Genomic DNA, 13,381 nt, shown 5'->3' on the forward strand with positions numbered 1-13,381 from the left:
AATCGACGGAGATCAAACCATTAACAATTCCAGATTGCAAAAATGAACTCATACCACCAATTCAAAAATGCACTGATAATTTTAACCAGGCACCTTCCCCAATCCATACGAATTACTCTGCGGAATTATGAGATCGATTTCCCTCTGCTCTCGTAATTGTTCCTGCCCATCCAATAACCATAGCGCAGTTTATTTGGACACAGCAAAGACTTTTTGTTAAAAAAGTGTTAAACAGAAGATAAATATTTTGTCGTCCGTTTCGCGCTTTTGTTAATCCTGTTGGTGGGCATGCGTCGTGGCTAACGTTCCGAGCGCCAAAAATAACTTAACGGAATTTGTAAATAGTGCGGTTCTGAACGCGTCAGATGGCATGCCAGTAATTTCGGAAACAGCTCTGTTGTTTCATGGTAATTACGCAAGGCAAGGACCAGACCTTTTCATTCATCACGATGAATACGGAACCCTGACGATACTCAATTACTTTTCGCAAGCGCAACTGCCGGATCTTGAAACCGTAGAAGGCGCGCTCTTGCGGGGGGATACCGTCGCCCGGCTGGCAGGCGCACAGGCGCCGGGGCAATACGCCCAGACCGGGGCGGCAGGCGCGGGCAGTCCGATCGGGAATGTACAGTCGGCCGAGGGGTCGGCCACTGCACTCAGGACGGATGGTACAAGCGTTGCGCTTTCTTCCGGCGATGCCGTCTTTCAGGGCGATGTTGTCCAGACCGCCGGTAATTCTTCCCTCGTAATCGTGTTCCTGGACGAAACACTCTTCACCCTGTCGGCGGACGCCCGCATGGTCCTGGATGAGCTTGTCTATTCGCCAAATGGATCCGGGAATTCCATGGTGATGAACCTGGTGCAGGGCAGCTTCGTGTTCGTCACCGGGCAGGTGGCTCCCAGCGGCGACATGCGCATCGAAACGCCAACGGCAACCATGGGCATTCGCGGGACAACGCCCATTGTCGACATCAGCACGCTGGACGGGGCAACACGATTTGCACTGGCATTGGACCCGGGTGGCCAACTCGGCTTCTACCAGCTTTTCGACAAGGTGTCGGGCCAGCTCATCGGAACCGTCAACACGACGGACTCGACGTTTCTCGTCACGGCGCCCGGGACAGTCCCGATCATCACGCCGAGGACGCAGTCCGAATTCGCCGCCGCAGAAAGCCAGTTGCAACAGGCATACAGCGCGTATGGCGCCGCCGGACTCGGTCAGCAAAACCCAAATGACGCAGGAACGGACGGGACTCAGGCGCCTGGCGGCCCCGGCAGCACCGACACAGGTGCCACGGAATTGAATGGCGGCCCGGTTCCTGAACTGTCCAACCCGGAACTTTCGCCACTTGGTGACGGGAGCAACGATCCGAGCAATGAAGGGCCGGCCGGGATCGGTGACCGTGACCGCTCCGGTCCTGCGCTGCGGGATCCGCCTCCCCCCTCCAACCGGCCCCAGCAACCATTCGATGACAGCTCGGTGCCTCCTGCCGAGGACACCAGCCTTGCTCTGATCCTGCCTCCAAATCTGACGACAGAGGAAGATCAGCCTTTCGTCTTTAGCGGGCTAACCGTCGAAATTCCCGGCGATGGCGTTGGAACCGTCACGATCGAGGCAAGATCAACAGTCACGCTCGCGCAGGTGAGCGGGCTGACATTCCTGGAAGGTGACGGCATCAACGATGAGACGGTCTCCTTTTCCGGGCTGGAATCCGACATCAACGCCGCGCTGTCGACCATAACCTATACCCCGACACCGAACAGTGAGACCGGCGGCCTCAGTCTCTCGGTGCTCGTCAACGAACAATCCGTCATGGCGGATCTGCCGATCGTTATTCAACCGGTCGAGGATGCACCGATCGTTTTTGATATTGCCCTTACGGTACCGGCGAACGGCAGCATTTCAGCACCATTCCTTGGATACGACCCGGATGAAGGTGACACGATTGCACTGTTTAGCCCGTCGCAACCGTCCCTTGGTCTGCTTGATGTTTCCGGGGATGGAACATTCACGTTCAATCCCAACGGCGCATTCGATACGCTCACCGCCGGCGCGACACAGGAAATCGCCTTCCAGTACAGCGCCGTGGACAGCACCGGCCTGGTTTCGGAGATTCCGGCAACGGTCACGATCACGGTTGCAGGCGTCAATGACGCGCCGATTGCCGAAAATTTCAACATCGTCTCGAACGCCACGGAAAACAGCGGTTTCGAAGGCGGTTATTCTGGGTGGCAACAGATCTCCGGCCCGCAGGAAGGTCCAAACGGCGAGTTGATCGTATCCGACTACACGTTCTCCTTCGACATAGACCAATCCGGAACACTTATCCCCGGCGACTCCTCCGTTGCCGATATCAGGTTTTCAGGCTTGCTCGACAGTTTCAGGGACGGGCCTGACATCGGTACCGCGTTCGGGCCATCCCTGCAAAGCAATCCGTTCTTTGCGTCAGCAGGTGACCTTGTGGAACTCCAATACCGTGTTTTCGCGGGTCAGTCGCTCAGCGATGACGATGCGGCCGTGGTCACGGCGGAACTCATCAATCAAAACACAGGCGAGATACAGCCATTGTTTTCCGAAATGCTCCCGTTTGGGGCGACCGGAGAGCCGCAATCCCTGAGCGGCCCGATTACAGTATCAGGCGACTACGCACTCCGCTTCAATGTCGGCAGCTTCGATGAAACGGATGGCGGCGTGATCGGTGCCCGTCTCGCGATTGGCACAGCCGGCATCGTGGGATCGCAATTGCTTGCCGGAGGAACCGCGGTCTACGACGCAGAACGGTTCCTGGACAACACGTCTGATCCTGACGGCGACGCGGTCATTCTGCAATCTGTGTCGGAAAGCAGCCTGTTCGATGCCGGCGTATCGATCGTGGGCGGCAAGGTCATTTACGACACGGGCAACGCGTTCGGCTTTCTGGCTGACGGACAGAAGGTGACGGACAGCTTTCAGTACACGGTCACCGACGGCAACGGCGGTTTCGCCACCGCGACCGCATCCATCATCGTCACCGGGACGGGCACGGGGCCGGAAGGCGTCGGCTTGAATTTCACACCGGTCGAGGATCAATCGCCGACACCACAACTTCAAGCCATTCAATCGTCTCTGGCCGGAACTGCGGTGCCCTTCGGCGAAACGCTGTCTTCGAACGCGGTGACCTACGCCTTTCCTTCTGCCGGCCAGGCCGAAAGCGGATTGTCCGCCTATACGCCTGCTCAGCAGATTGCAGCGGTTGCCGCACTGACCCTTTGGGCAGACCTCTCGGGTTTGACGGTGGCCCCGGCCGAAGCCGGTGCTCCGGCCACGATCCGGTTCTTGCATTCTTCAGAAACTCCTTACGCCGCGACCTTCGCCACGCAGACGGGCAGCACGATCGTCACCAACCCGGATGCGATCGGACAAGACGGTTTCGGACCAGGCACTTTCGGATTTCAGGCGTTGATGCACGAGGTCGGGCACGCGCTCGGGCTCGACCATGCCCCGGAACCGGTTTCCCATCTGCAAAGCATCATGTCACCGGTCACCGCTGACCGCGTTGGTGCGCACTGGTGGAACGAACAGGGCAACTGGATCTACGCGCAAACGCCCATGCTGGAAGACATTGCCGCAATCCAGCTCGCTTATGGAACGGACCCGCAAACCCGGGCCGGCGACAGCACTTATGGCTTCAACGGCACCGAAACAGGGTCGATCTACGACTTTTCCAGGAAAGAAAATCCTGTGCTCACGATCTACGACGCTGACGGCACGGATGTTCTCGACTTCTCCGGCTGGGACGCGCCCGCAATCATCGACCTCAATCCGGGTGCCTTGTCGTCTGCCAACGGCATGACCGGCAACATCGGCATTGCCTATGGAACCGTCATCGAGAAGGCGATCGGCGGGGCCGGCGACGACCTGCTGATCGGCAGCGATCTGGCCGATGAACTGGATGGTGGCGCAGGTCTTGATACTCTCTACGGCGGCGACGGCGCAGATACCTTTGTCCTGTCTCATGATGACTTTGCGGACGTCATTGCCGACTTCGAAAGCGGTACCGACCGGCTCGATCTGTCTGCCCTGCTGGAGGCTTACTTCAACTCCGGCGCGGCCGGCGACTACGTGAACGTTGAACAGGACGGTGCGGATACAATAGTCAGCGTTGATCGGGACGGGCCCGGCAGTGGTTCGGATTTCCGGGATGTTGCCGTGCTGCAGTCCGTTGATGCAGGAGGAATTATTGATTTTGTCTTTTCCAATGACGGTGCCCAGACACCGGACACCCTTGTCTCCTGAACTTCCCTCGGATGCCTCCGGGTCGTCCTTGCCAATTCACTCTGCCACCCGATGAAACAGTTCGTCCGAAAACTGAATTCCGTTTTCGAGGTCGCCCGTCTGTCGGCGTTTGTTCTGCTTCTCGTTCTGCTTGGCGTGCGCCTCCTCGATCCGTTCATCGTTGAACTGGTCCGGCTCAAGGCTTTCGACTTCTACCAGGTCCTGAAGCCGCGCGTTTATGAAGACGTTCCGGTGACAATTGTCGACATCGACGAGCAGAGCCTGGCGGAACTCGGACAATGGCCCTGGGCGCGCACAACGCTGGCCGACATCCTCAACAACATCGCGCGGGCTGGCGGGATCGCGGTCGCGTTCGACGTCGTGTTCGCCGAGCCCGACCGTCTTTCGCCTGATCACTATGGCAAGACAATACGCGGACTGAGTGACACCGCACTCCAGGAACTCGCTGCCCTGCCGTCCACCGACAAGGCCATGAGCGATGCGATGCGAGGGATGCGCGTCGTCGTCGGTCAGGCCGGTGGCGTCAATTTCATAACGCCGGACCGCCCGGAACAGCCGCAGACCCCGGTCGCACTGCTTGGACCCGATCCGACAGGCTTCATGTTTGAATACCCGAAACTCTTGAGAAACATTCCGCTTCTGGAGGACGCCGCAATCGGAAAAGGGTTGTTTTCCATTTATCCGGATCCCGACGGCATTGTGCGGCGGGCAGCCCTGACGGTGGTCGTTGAAGGCAAGGTTCATCCCGCCCTCAGCGTGGAATTGCTGCGTGTCGCGACCGGTCAAAACGCCTTCGCGGTCAAGAGCGACGACGCCGGCATCAGTTCGGTCGTGGTTGGCGGTGTCGAGGTTCCAACCGACAGGAACGGCAGGATCTGGGTTCATTACACGCCGTCAAGCCCCGGCCGTTTTGTGTCCGCCGCCGACATTGCAGGCGGAACCTTCGATGTCTCCAAAATCCAGAACCACCTGATCCTGTTCGGCACCTCGGCAACCGGATTGCTGGACCTGAAGGCAACACCGGTCAACCCGGCAATGCCCGGTGTCGAAGTGCATGCGCAGATCCTTGAAAACATTCTCAGCCAGTCCTTTCTGACGCGTCCGAACTACGCGTTGGGCGCGGAACTTGTCGCCACAACGGTCCTGTCGCTGCTGACCATCCTGCTCGTTCCAATTCTCGGGGCCGTGCCGGTTCTGGTGTTCGGATTTGTGCTGGCCGCAAGCTGGGCGGCCGGCAGCTGGTACCTGTTTGCCAACGAAAATCTGCTCATCGACGCAGGATATCCGCTCTTCGCAAGCCTGAGCGTTTATCTCCTGCTCGTCTTCATCAACTACCGCAGAGAAGAAATCCAGCGGCAGGAAATCAGGTCCGCTTTTTCACAGTATCTCGCCCCGGACTATGTCGAGCAGATCGCACGAAACCCGGAGAACCTGACACTTGGCGGCGCGCGGCGCCGGACGACCGTTCTGTTTTCCGATGTGCGCAACTTCACCAACATTTCCGAGAGTTTCGCAAAGAACCCACAGGGCCTGACCAGCCTGATGAACCGCTTTCTGACGCCGCTGTCCAACGGCATCATGGAAAAGCGCGGGACCATCGACAAATACATGGGCGATGCGATCATGGCATTCTGGAACGCTCCGCTGGACGACGACAGTCAGGAAATCCACGCCTGCGAGGCGGCCCTGGTCATGGTCAAACGCATGCGTGCGCTCAACGAAGAGCGCAGGCAGGAAGCCCAGGCGGACGGACAAGAGTTCTTCCCGCTCACGATCGGGGTCGGCATCAACACCGGCGACTGTGTCGTGGGAAACATGGGTTCAGAGTTCCGCTTCGACTATTCGGTTCTGGGAGACTCCGTCAATCTCGCCTCGCGGCTTGAGGGGCAGACCAAGACATACGGTGTCACGATCCTGATCGGCAGCAACACGGCGGAACAGGTCAACGATCTGTTCGCGCTCGTTGAAGTCGATCTCATAAGGGTCAAGGGAAAGCATGAACCTGAACGCATTTACTGTCTCCTGGGAGACGTCGACCTTGCGCTGAACCGGACGTTCTCGGAGGCAAAGGCAGCGTTTGAGGACATGCTGAGCCACTACCGCGACCAGGACTGGGACGCTGCCCTGGCCCGGTGCCTTGAAATCTCCGAAGTCGAGTGCGGCGAACTGACCAGGCTCGCTGCGACCTTCCGTGCAAGGATCGAAAATTTCAAAAAAACGCCGCCCCCTGCAAACTGGGACGGCGTTTATGTTGCCGAGACAAAATAACGCTGAAATGAAATCAGGCGTTTTTCACGTTCTGTGTCTGGGTGCCAAGTTTTTCAATGCCGAGGCGCATGACCTCGCCGCCCTTCAGATAGACCGGCGGCTTTTGTCCCATGCCGACGCCCGGAGGTGTTCCCGTCGAGATCACATCGCCCGGCTGTAAACTCATGAAGCGGCTGCAATAGCTGATCAGGTGCGGGACTTTGTACACCATGGTTGAAGTGGAGCCGTTCTGGTACCGGTGGCCGTCAACTTCAAGCCACATGGCAAGCTGGTCGAAATCCCCGACCTCGTCCGGCGTCACGAGCCATGGCCCGAGCGGCCCGAACGTGTCGCTGCCCTTGCCCTTGTCCCAGGTTCCGGCACGGTGCAGTTGAAAGTCGCGCTCCGACACATCGTTGATGACGCAGAAACCGGCGACATGCTGCAGCGCATCCGCTTCCTCGATGTACTTGCCGCCTTTGCCGATCACGACGCCGAGTTCGACTTCCCAGTCCGTTTTCTCCGACCCGCGCGGGATCTCGACATCATCGTCCGGACCGACAATCGCGGAGGTCCATTTTCCGAAAACAACGGGCTCCGGCGGCACATCCAGTCCGGATTCGGCAGCATGATCGGCATAGTTCAGGCCGATGCAGATGAACTTGCCGACATTGCCGACACAAGGTCCGAGCCTGAGGTCCTCCTGCGGCTGGCCGGGAACGACGGGAAGGCTGCTCGCATCCAGACCCTTCAACTGCGCGACCTTTTCCGGCGAGAGATCGTCTCCGGAAATATCGGTCACATGTGCAGACAGGTCGCGCACGCGTCCGTCATCGTCGAGCAATCCGGGTTTTTCCTGCCCTGCCGGGCCGTAACGCAACAGTTTCATGTCTCAGTTCTCTCGTTTTGCCAGTGGTCTGCCGATCAACCGCAGCGAACGGTTGGAAGCGCCGGTTCATTCATAGGGGATGTACCGTGCCGCAAGAAGCCCGCATCGCCGCAATTCGGTACGTACTCGAAAGCACAGGGGCTATGCATCACGCGCCGTCGTTTTTTCAGATCGTAACGCCGCCATCGACAGCCAGCGCCTGCCCGGTCACGAATTGGCTTTCGTCGGAAAGCAGGTAAACCGCCATGGGTGTGATGTCTTCGACCTGTGCCAGGCGGCGCATCGGTTGCCTGGCGATAAAGTCCTTTTCAGCCTGTACCGGATCCGGGGCAGAAGCAATTCGGCCGCGTAGGGACGGTGTGTCGACCGTTCCCGGACAAAGCGCGTTGCAGCGAACGCCCTTGGTAACAAAATCGGCGGCGATGCCTTTGGTCAGACCGATCACCGCGGCTTTGGAAGCCCCGTAGAGCGTTCTGAACGGAAACCCCTTTATGGAACTGGCCATGGACGACATGTTGACGATCGATACCGAACCGGTCTTTTCCGCCTGACGCAGCATGCCCGGCAGGCAGGCGCGCGTCAGCTTCATCATGGCAGTCACATTCAGATCGAAACCGAGTTCCCAATCCTCGTCGCTCACGTCCAGCAAGGTGCCGTGATGCACCATGCCCGCGACATTGAACAGGCCGTCGAGATCGGGAAGAGAGGCGACGAACTCGTCGATCGCCGTGCCGTCTGTCACGTCGAGACCGTGGGTCTCGATCCCCTCAAGGCCTTCCAGCAGCGCAACGTTCTTGTCCGTTGCAATCACTTTCGCACCTTCCGCCGCGCAGGCGATCGCGCTTGCCCTTCCCATGCCCTGACCCGCTGCTGTGATCAGGATGTTCTTCCCTTCAAGACGCCTCACATGACTGCTCCAATTTGCCAGGGAACGAACTCGACACCGCCAAAGCCCAGCTCCTCGCTCTTCGTGTGTTCACCCGAGGCAACGCGGAGCAGCAATTCGAACAGTTCCTCGCCCTTTTGCTCGATTGTCACACCATCGGTGACGATGTCCCCGCAGTTGAGATCCATGTCACCGGACATGCGCAGGTACATTTCCGAATTTGTCGCCAGCTTGATGCAGGGCGTCGGCTTGTAGCCGGAGACCGAACCCCGGCCGGTGGTGAACACGACGAGATTTGACCCGGAGGCCACCTGCCCCGTCACCGAACACGGGTCGAAGCCGGGGCTGTCCATGAAGACGAAGCCCTTCCGGTCAACCTGTTCGGCAAATTCATAGACACCGGAGAGCGGGGCCGTTCCGCCCTTGGCAACCGCGCCGAGCGACTTTTCCAGGATCGTGGTCAGGCCACCGCGCTTGTTTCCGGGGCTTGGATTGTTGTCCATTTCACCGCCATGCCGGTTGGTGTATTCCTCCCACCACCGGATGCGCTGCATCAGCTTCTCGCCGATGTCCCTGGATTGCGCCCTGCGGGTCAAAAGATGTTCGGCGCCATATATTTCGGGTGTTTCCGACAGGATCGTCGTGCCGCCATGGCGCACCAGCAGATCCGAGGCATAACCGAGCGCCGGATTGGCGGTGATGCCGGAATACCCATCGGAGCCGCCACATTGCATGCCAACGGTGATATCGCTGATAGGAGCCGGGCTTCGCGCAACTTCATTTGCAAGAGCGGCGATGCCCTCCAGTTCCTCAAGGCCCTTTTCAATGGTCTTGCGGGTGCCGCCTTCATGTTGAATGGTCATGTAGCGCAAGGCACCGTCTGCCCGGATCGGACGGCCACCGACAAGATCGGAAATCTGCATCACCTCGCAACCGAGCCCGATCAGCAGAATGCCGCCGAAATTCGGATGCTGCGCATAACCCGACAATGTCCGGAACAGGGCCGCATAGCCTTCGTTCTCGCCCGACATGCCGCAACCGGTCCCGTGCACGATCGGCACCACGCCGTCCACGTTCGGAAACCGGTCGAGAAGCCCGTTTTTCTCCGCAGCTTCCGCGATGAACTGAGCCACCGATCCCGAGCAGTTCACCGAGGTGAGAATACCGATATAGTTGCGCGTGCCCGTGCGTCCGTCAGCGCGTTTGTATCCAAGAAATGTTCTTGAGTGATCGATCTCGGGCAGCGGTGTATTTTGCGACGCGAATTCATGGTTCTGGAGACTGTGGTCCTGCATCCCGAGATTGTGCGAATGCACGTGTTCTCCTGGCAGAATATCCGACTTCGCCTGGCCGATGACCTGGCCGTAGCGATAGACGTTGTCACCCTTGGCAATCGGGGCACAGGCAATCTTGTGACCGGGCTGGATCTGGCCCGCCAGGGCACGCGGCACACCCTCGATATCCGTTCCTGCAGAAAGCGGTTGCAAGGCGATGACGACATTGTCGTCGGACCTGAGCTTGATGAATCCGCTGCCGATCATACTGCGCCTCTCTCGCACCATTGGTCTTCAATTTGTTAGGCAACTTTGTATTCACGACCTATCTTGACTTGCAGATCTTGTCAACTAACATGTTAGTCGACAAGAGGCTAAAATGACAAATACCGACATCGATGCCGACCGGCTTCAGGACATCAATGCATTCGAAGGCTCGCTTGCGCAGAAGGTCTATCTGGCTTTGCAGGAAGCGATCCTGTCACTGCAGTTCCGGCCTGGCGAAGTGCTGCGCAAAGCCCCGATTTGCGAAAAACTCGGTGTCTCCCGATCGCCCGTGGCGGAGGCCATCGCACGGCTTGCAAACGAAGGCCTTGTTGATGTCATCCCTCAGTCCGGAACGCGCGTCGCCTATTTTTCAATGGAGGACATCCGCGAGGGATCGTTCCTGAGACAGGCGCTGGAGCTTGCGAGCGTCGCGAAAGTTGCATCGGACCGGACCGAGGACCAGTTCGCACAGATAAACCGGAACATGCGCCTGCAGACACTGCTGATTGAAGACGGCGACATCCTCGGGTTCTACCAGGCAGACGAGGCGTTTCACGAACTCCTGATGCTGTTCACCGGATACCCGAGACTGAAGGCGGTCGCCCGGCTGGTCTCCCTTCAGGTCACGCGGGCGCGCATGCTGCTTCTGCCGACGCCGGGTCGCGCCGTCGAAACCCTGGAAGAACACAGGGCCATCTTCGATGCCATTCAGAACCGGGACCCGGACGGCGCACAGGCTGCCCTGCGTCACCATCTCGGACAATTGATGCCGCGCATCGAAGCGCTGGCGAAAACCCGCCCCGAACTTTTCCAGTCCCGCTGATACAGGACCTCCGCATGAAAGTAACTGATACCACCTTGTTGAACGGCCGCACGCGGCGATCGGTTCCGCTGACGAAAATGGGCTTTGGTGGCGCACCGCTCGGCAATCTTTATCGCGAAGTCACTGACGACGACGCGCAGGCAGCGCTTCAGGCGGCTTTCGACGCCGGCATCCGCTATTTCGATACGGCACCCCAATACGGCCTCGGAATTTCCGAGAAACGGTTCGGCGAGGCGCTGGCAAGGTTCGGCCGGGACAATGTTCAGCTCTCCACGAAAATTGGCCGTCTTCTTCTCGACTGCGAACCACATGAAGTGACCCCGGAGGCCTTCGTCAACGTGCCGCAAAAACGGATCGTTTTCGACTACACCTATGACGGCGTCATGCGCAGCTATGAAGCCAGCCGCGAGCGCATCAACGTCTCAAACGCGGACATTCTGCTGGTGCATGATGTCTGCGTCTTTTCGCAAGGGTCACAGGAACAGAGCGACGCCAAGGTCAGGGAGCTGTTTGACGGCGGCGGCTACAGGGCCTTGTGCGAACTGAAGGACGCCGGGGACGTTGCCGCCATCGGCGCAGGCGTGAACGAGTGGCAGGTCTGCGAGAAACTGCTCGGCCTTGGTGATTTCGACGGGTTCCTGCTGGCGGGCCGCTACACGCTTCTGGAGCAGGAAGCGCTGGAAAGCTTTCTACCGCTCTGCGAAAAACGCGATGTCGGCATCATTTTGGGCGGACCCTACAATTCAGGCATACTTGCAACCGGCCCAGTCGAGGGTGCCAAGTATAACTATGCAGAAGCGCCGCCTGAGATCCTCGATCGTGTGCGGCGGATCGAGGCCGTCTGCAAATCACACGATACACCGCTGATTGCCGCCGCACTTCAATTCGTGCTCGGCCATCCGTGTGTCAAAACGGTCATCCCCGGTGCGGTAAGTGCTGCGGAGGTCAAAGCCAATGTCGAGGTTCTGGAAACACCGATCCCCGCTGGCCTGTGGTCGGACTTGAAGGCCGAAAAGCTGATACGTCCCGATTGCCCTTTGCCCTCGGAGAGCTAGCCATAATGCGCGGTCCCGCTAGAGACGTTCCCTCTCGGTCGGACGCGGGACCGCCGCTGCTTCGGAAAGCGGAAACCACTTCGCGAACCGTGCGCAAACGGCGCTTTCGCCGACCAGACTTATATCGTCGGACTTCAGCGCTGCGGGCAGCGGACGGTCTCCCATCCAGACTTCCATCATGGTCCGTGACCGCGACGTAACGTAAGCATTCACATCCTTGCCGGGATCCTGGTAACAAAGATCGACGTCGTCTCCGGCGCAAATCAGCCACCAGGTTCCGAATTCCTTCAGATCGGGAAACTGGAAACAGATGACTGTTTCGCCGTCCGGCAGCTGGTCAAGCACGAGATTGCGCTGAATGTCGAACATCAGGAAAGTTACATCCAGATCATCGTCATCCATTTCGTCCCGGGCCCAGCGCATGCCCCATACGGCCAGTGCCTGGACAACGGAGGACAGCTCCTTGCCGGCGGGCGTCAACCGGTAGTCATGCCCGCGCTGACCGCTGATCGGCCTTTTCACGATCACACCGGAGCCTTCCAGCTCCTTGAGGCGCTTGTTCAGGATGGTCGGTGAAATCCGGGGCAGACCGCGCTGCAGGCTGGAAAACCGGCTCGACCCGAGCAAGAGTTCGCGCACGATCAGCATCGACCAGGGATCGCCCAGTATCTCGGTCGCCTTTGCCACCGGACAGAACTGACCGTATTTCTTCATGCAGCGCCTCCTTCATATGGTCTAGAACAGGACACTTACCGCCCGATGCTCTAACTACGCAATACGTAGTTCGTTGCTACATCTGCGGAAGTATCGCAGCACACTGCCGATCCGTATCTGAAGTCTCATCAAAAACCACTTGCCGCAGCTGCGGCACCAGGCAGATGGAGACCTTCGATGAGACGCCCCGGACTGATGCTCTACGGCATCCTGTGTTACATCTTCTTCAACATCGCGTTCCTTTACATGGCCGGCTTCCTGCTCGGCATCGCGGTCCCGAAGGCGATCAATGACGGCGTGCCGTCCGATGTCACGGCATCACTCGCGATCAACGCGTTGCTTGTCTTCCTTTTCGGCTTCTTTCACAGCCTGATGGCGCGTCAGTGGTTCAAGGATCGATGGACAAGGCTTGTTTCCGTTGAAGCAGAGCGCAGCACCTTTGTGCTTCAGGCCGCCGCCTTCCTGTCCCTTCTCATGCTGTGCTGGAAGCCGATGCCCTCCGTAGTCTGGTCGGTTGACGGCGTCTGGGCCCTGGCAGCTTACGCCCTGTTTCTTAGCGGACTGGTCACGGTGCTGCTGTCCACCTTCCTGATCGATCACTGGGAGCTTTTCGGCTTGCGGCAGGTCTGGGCGGGCAACAACGGCACGCCGAACCCAAAACCCGTTTTCAAGACGCCGATGCTTTACAGGTTCGTACGCCACCCCATGCAGTTGGGTGTGATCATGGTCTTCTTCGCAACGCCGGTCATGACCGCCGGGCACCTGTTTTTCGCCGTGTCGATGACGGTCTACGTCTTCATCGGCCTCTATTTCGAGGAACGCTCTTTGGTGCGTGAATTCGGTGCGACCTACCGGGACTATCAACGGCGCGTACCGATGCTGTTTCCCAACCCCTTCCGGACGCTGCCGCGGCGCGCGCAGTCGGTCTGACCTTCATCGATCCGCATCCG

Annotated in this window: 9 protein-coding genes; 5 read left to right on the forward strand and 4 right to left on the reverse strand. The window is 58.8% G+C overall.

All coding sequences use genetic code 11. The features are described from left to right. The first annotated feature begins 397 nt into the window (after positions 1 to 397). Complete coding sequence (locus tag RBB49_RS05885; protein ID WP_306141769.1) at positions 398 to 4,276, forward strand: M10 family metallopeptidase C-terminal domain-containing protein; 3,879 nt, start codon at positions 398 to 400, stop codon at positions 4,274 to 4,276. 51 nt (positions 4,277 to 4,327) lie between these two features. Then, the gene (locus tag RBB49_RS05890; RefSeq protein WP_306141770.1) at positions 4,328 to 6,544 is read left to right on the forward strand and encodes a CHASE2 domain-containing protein; all 2,217 of its coding nucleotides are present in this window, start codon (positions 4,328 to 4,330) and stop codon (positions 6,542 to 6,544) included. Between the two features lie 13 nt (positions 6,545 to 6,557). On the opposite strand, the gene RBB49_RS05895 is transcribed toward RBB49_RS05890, so the two are convergent. The 3 genes from RBB49_RS05895 to RBB49_RS05905 all read right to left on the reverse strand — a co-directional run bounded on the left by RBB49_RS05895 (position 6,558) and on the right by RBB49_RS05905 (position 9,839). Beyond that, positions 6,558 to 7,412, reverse strand: a complete 855-nt coding sequence (locus RBB49_RS05895; RefSeq protein WP_306141771.1) for a fumarylacetoacetate hydrolase family protein — start codon at positions 7,410 to 7,412, stop codon at positions 6,558 to 6,560. A gap of 166 nt (positions 7,413 to 7,578) precedes the next feature. Next, the gene (locus RBB49_RS05900) at positions 7,579 to 8,319 is read right to left on the reverse strand and encodes an SDR family oxidoreductase (protein ID WP_306141772.1); all 741 of its coding nucleotides are present in this window, start codon (positions 8,317 to 8,319) and stop codon (positions 7,579 to 7,581) included. Then, on the reverse strand, positions 8,316 to 9,839 hold the full coding sequence (locus RBB49_RS05905) for a UxaA family hydrolase (protein ID WP_306141773.1): 1,524 nt from the start codon (positions 9,837 to 9,839) through the stop codon (positions 8,316 to 8,318). Before RBB49_RS05905 ends, RBB49_RS05900 begins: the two co-directional genes overlap by 4 nt. Positions 9,840 to 9,951: 112 nt before the next feature. Here RBB49_RS05905 and RBB49_RS05910 point away from each other — a divergent pair, with 112 nt between their 5' ends. Both RBB49_RS05910 and RBB49_RS05915 read left to right on the forward strand, forming a co-directional pair. Next, positions 9,952 to 10,662 (forward strand): GntR family transcriptional regulator, encoded by a 711-nt coding sequence (locus RBB49_RS05910; protein WP_306141774.1) that lies wholly within the window; start codon positions 9,952 to 9,954, stop codon positions 10,660 to 10,662. Between the two features lie 14 nt (positions 10,663 to 10,676). Next, a complete protein-coding gene (locus RBB49_RS05915; protein ID WP_306141775.1) occupies positions 10,677 to 11,717 on the forward strand; it encodes an aldo/keto reductase in 1,041 nt (346 codons plus the stop codon). A gap of 18 nt (positions 11,718 to 11,735) precedes the next feature. Here RBB49_RS05915 and RBB49_RS05920 read toward each other — a convergent pair whose 3' ends face one another. Then, positions 11,736 to 12,431, reverse strand: coding sequence for a helix-turn-helix domain-containing protein (locus RBB49_RS05920; protein WP_306141776.1), 696 nt, complete (start codon positions 12,429 to 12,431; stop codon positions 11,736 to 11,738). A gap of 177 nt (positions 12,432 to 12,608) precedes the next feature. Between RBB49_RS05920 and mddA the strand changes: the two genes are divergently transcribed. Continuing rightward, positions 12,609 to 13,361 (forward strand): methanethiol S-methyltransferase, encoded by a 753-nt coding sequence (gene mddA, locus RBB49_RS05925; RefSeq protein ID WP_306141777.1) that lies wholly within the window; start codon positions 12,609 to 12,611, stop codon positions 13,359 to 13,361. Positions 13,362 to 13,381: the final 20 nt, after the last annotated feature.

Origin of the sequence: Roseibium sp. MMSF_3412 (assembly GCF_030733265.1) — a bacterium.
GTDB lineage: Bacteria > Pseudomonadota > Alphaproteobacteria > Rhizobiales > Stappiaceae > Roseibium.

Bases quoted from the DNA above. Each gene is read 5' to 3' on its own strand.
- RBB49_RS05895 (WP_306141771.1), bottom strand. From the start codon at position 7,412: ATGAAACTGTTGCGTTACGGCCCGGCAGGGCAGGAAAAACCCGGATTG.
- mddA (WP_306141777.1), top strand. From the start codon at position 12,609: ATGAGACGCCCCGGACTGATGCTCTACGGCATCCTGTGTTACATCTTC.
- RBB49_RS05920 (WP_306141776.1), bottom strand. From the start codon at position 12,431: ATGAAGAAATACGGTCAGTTCTGTCCGGTGGCAAAGGCGACCGAGATA.
- RBB49_RS05905 (WP_306141773.1), bottom strand. From the start codon at position 9,839: ATGATCGGCAGCGGATTCATCAAGCTCAGGTCCGACGACAATGTCGTC.
- RBB49_RS05915 (WP_306141775.1), top strand. From the start codon at position 10,677: ATGAAAGTAACTGATACCACCTTGTTGAACGGCCGCACGCGGCGATCG.
- RBB49_RS05890 (WP_306141770.1), top strand. From the start codon at position 4,328: ATGAAACAGTTCGTCCGAAAACTGAATTCCGTTTTCGAGGTCGCCCGT.
- RBB49_RS05910 (WP_306141774.1), top strand. From the start codon at position 9,952: ATGACAAATACCGACATCGATGCCGACCGGCTTCAGGACATCAATGCA.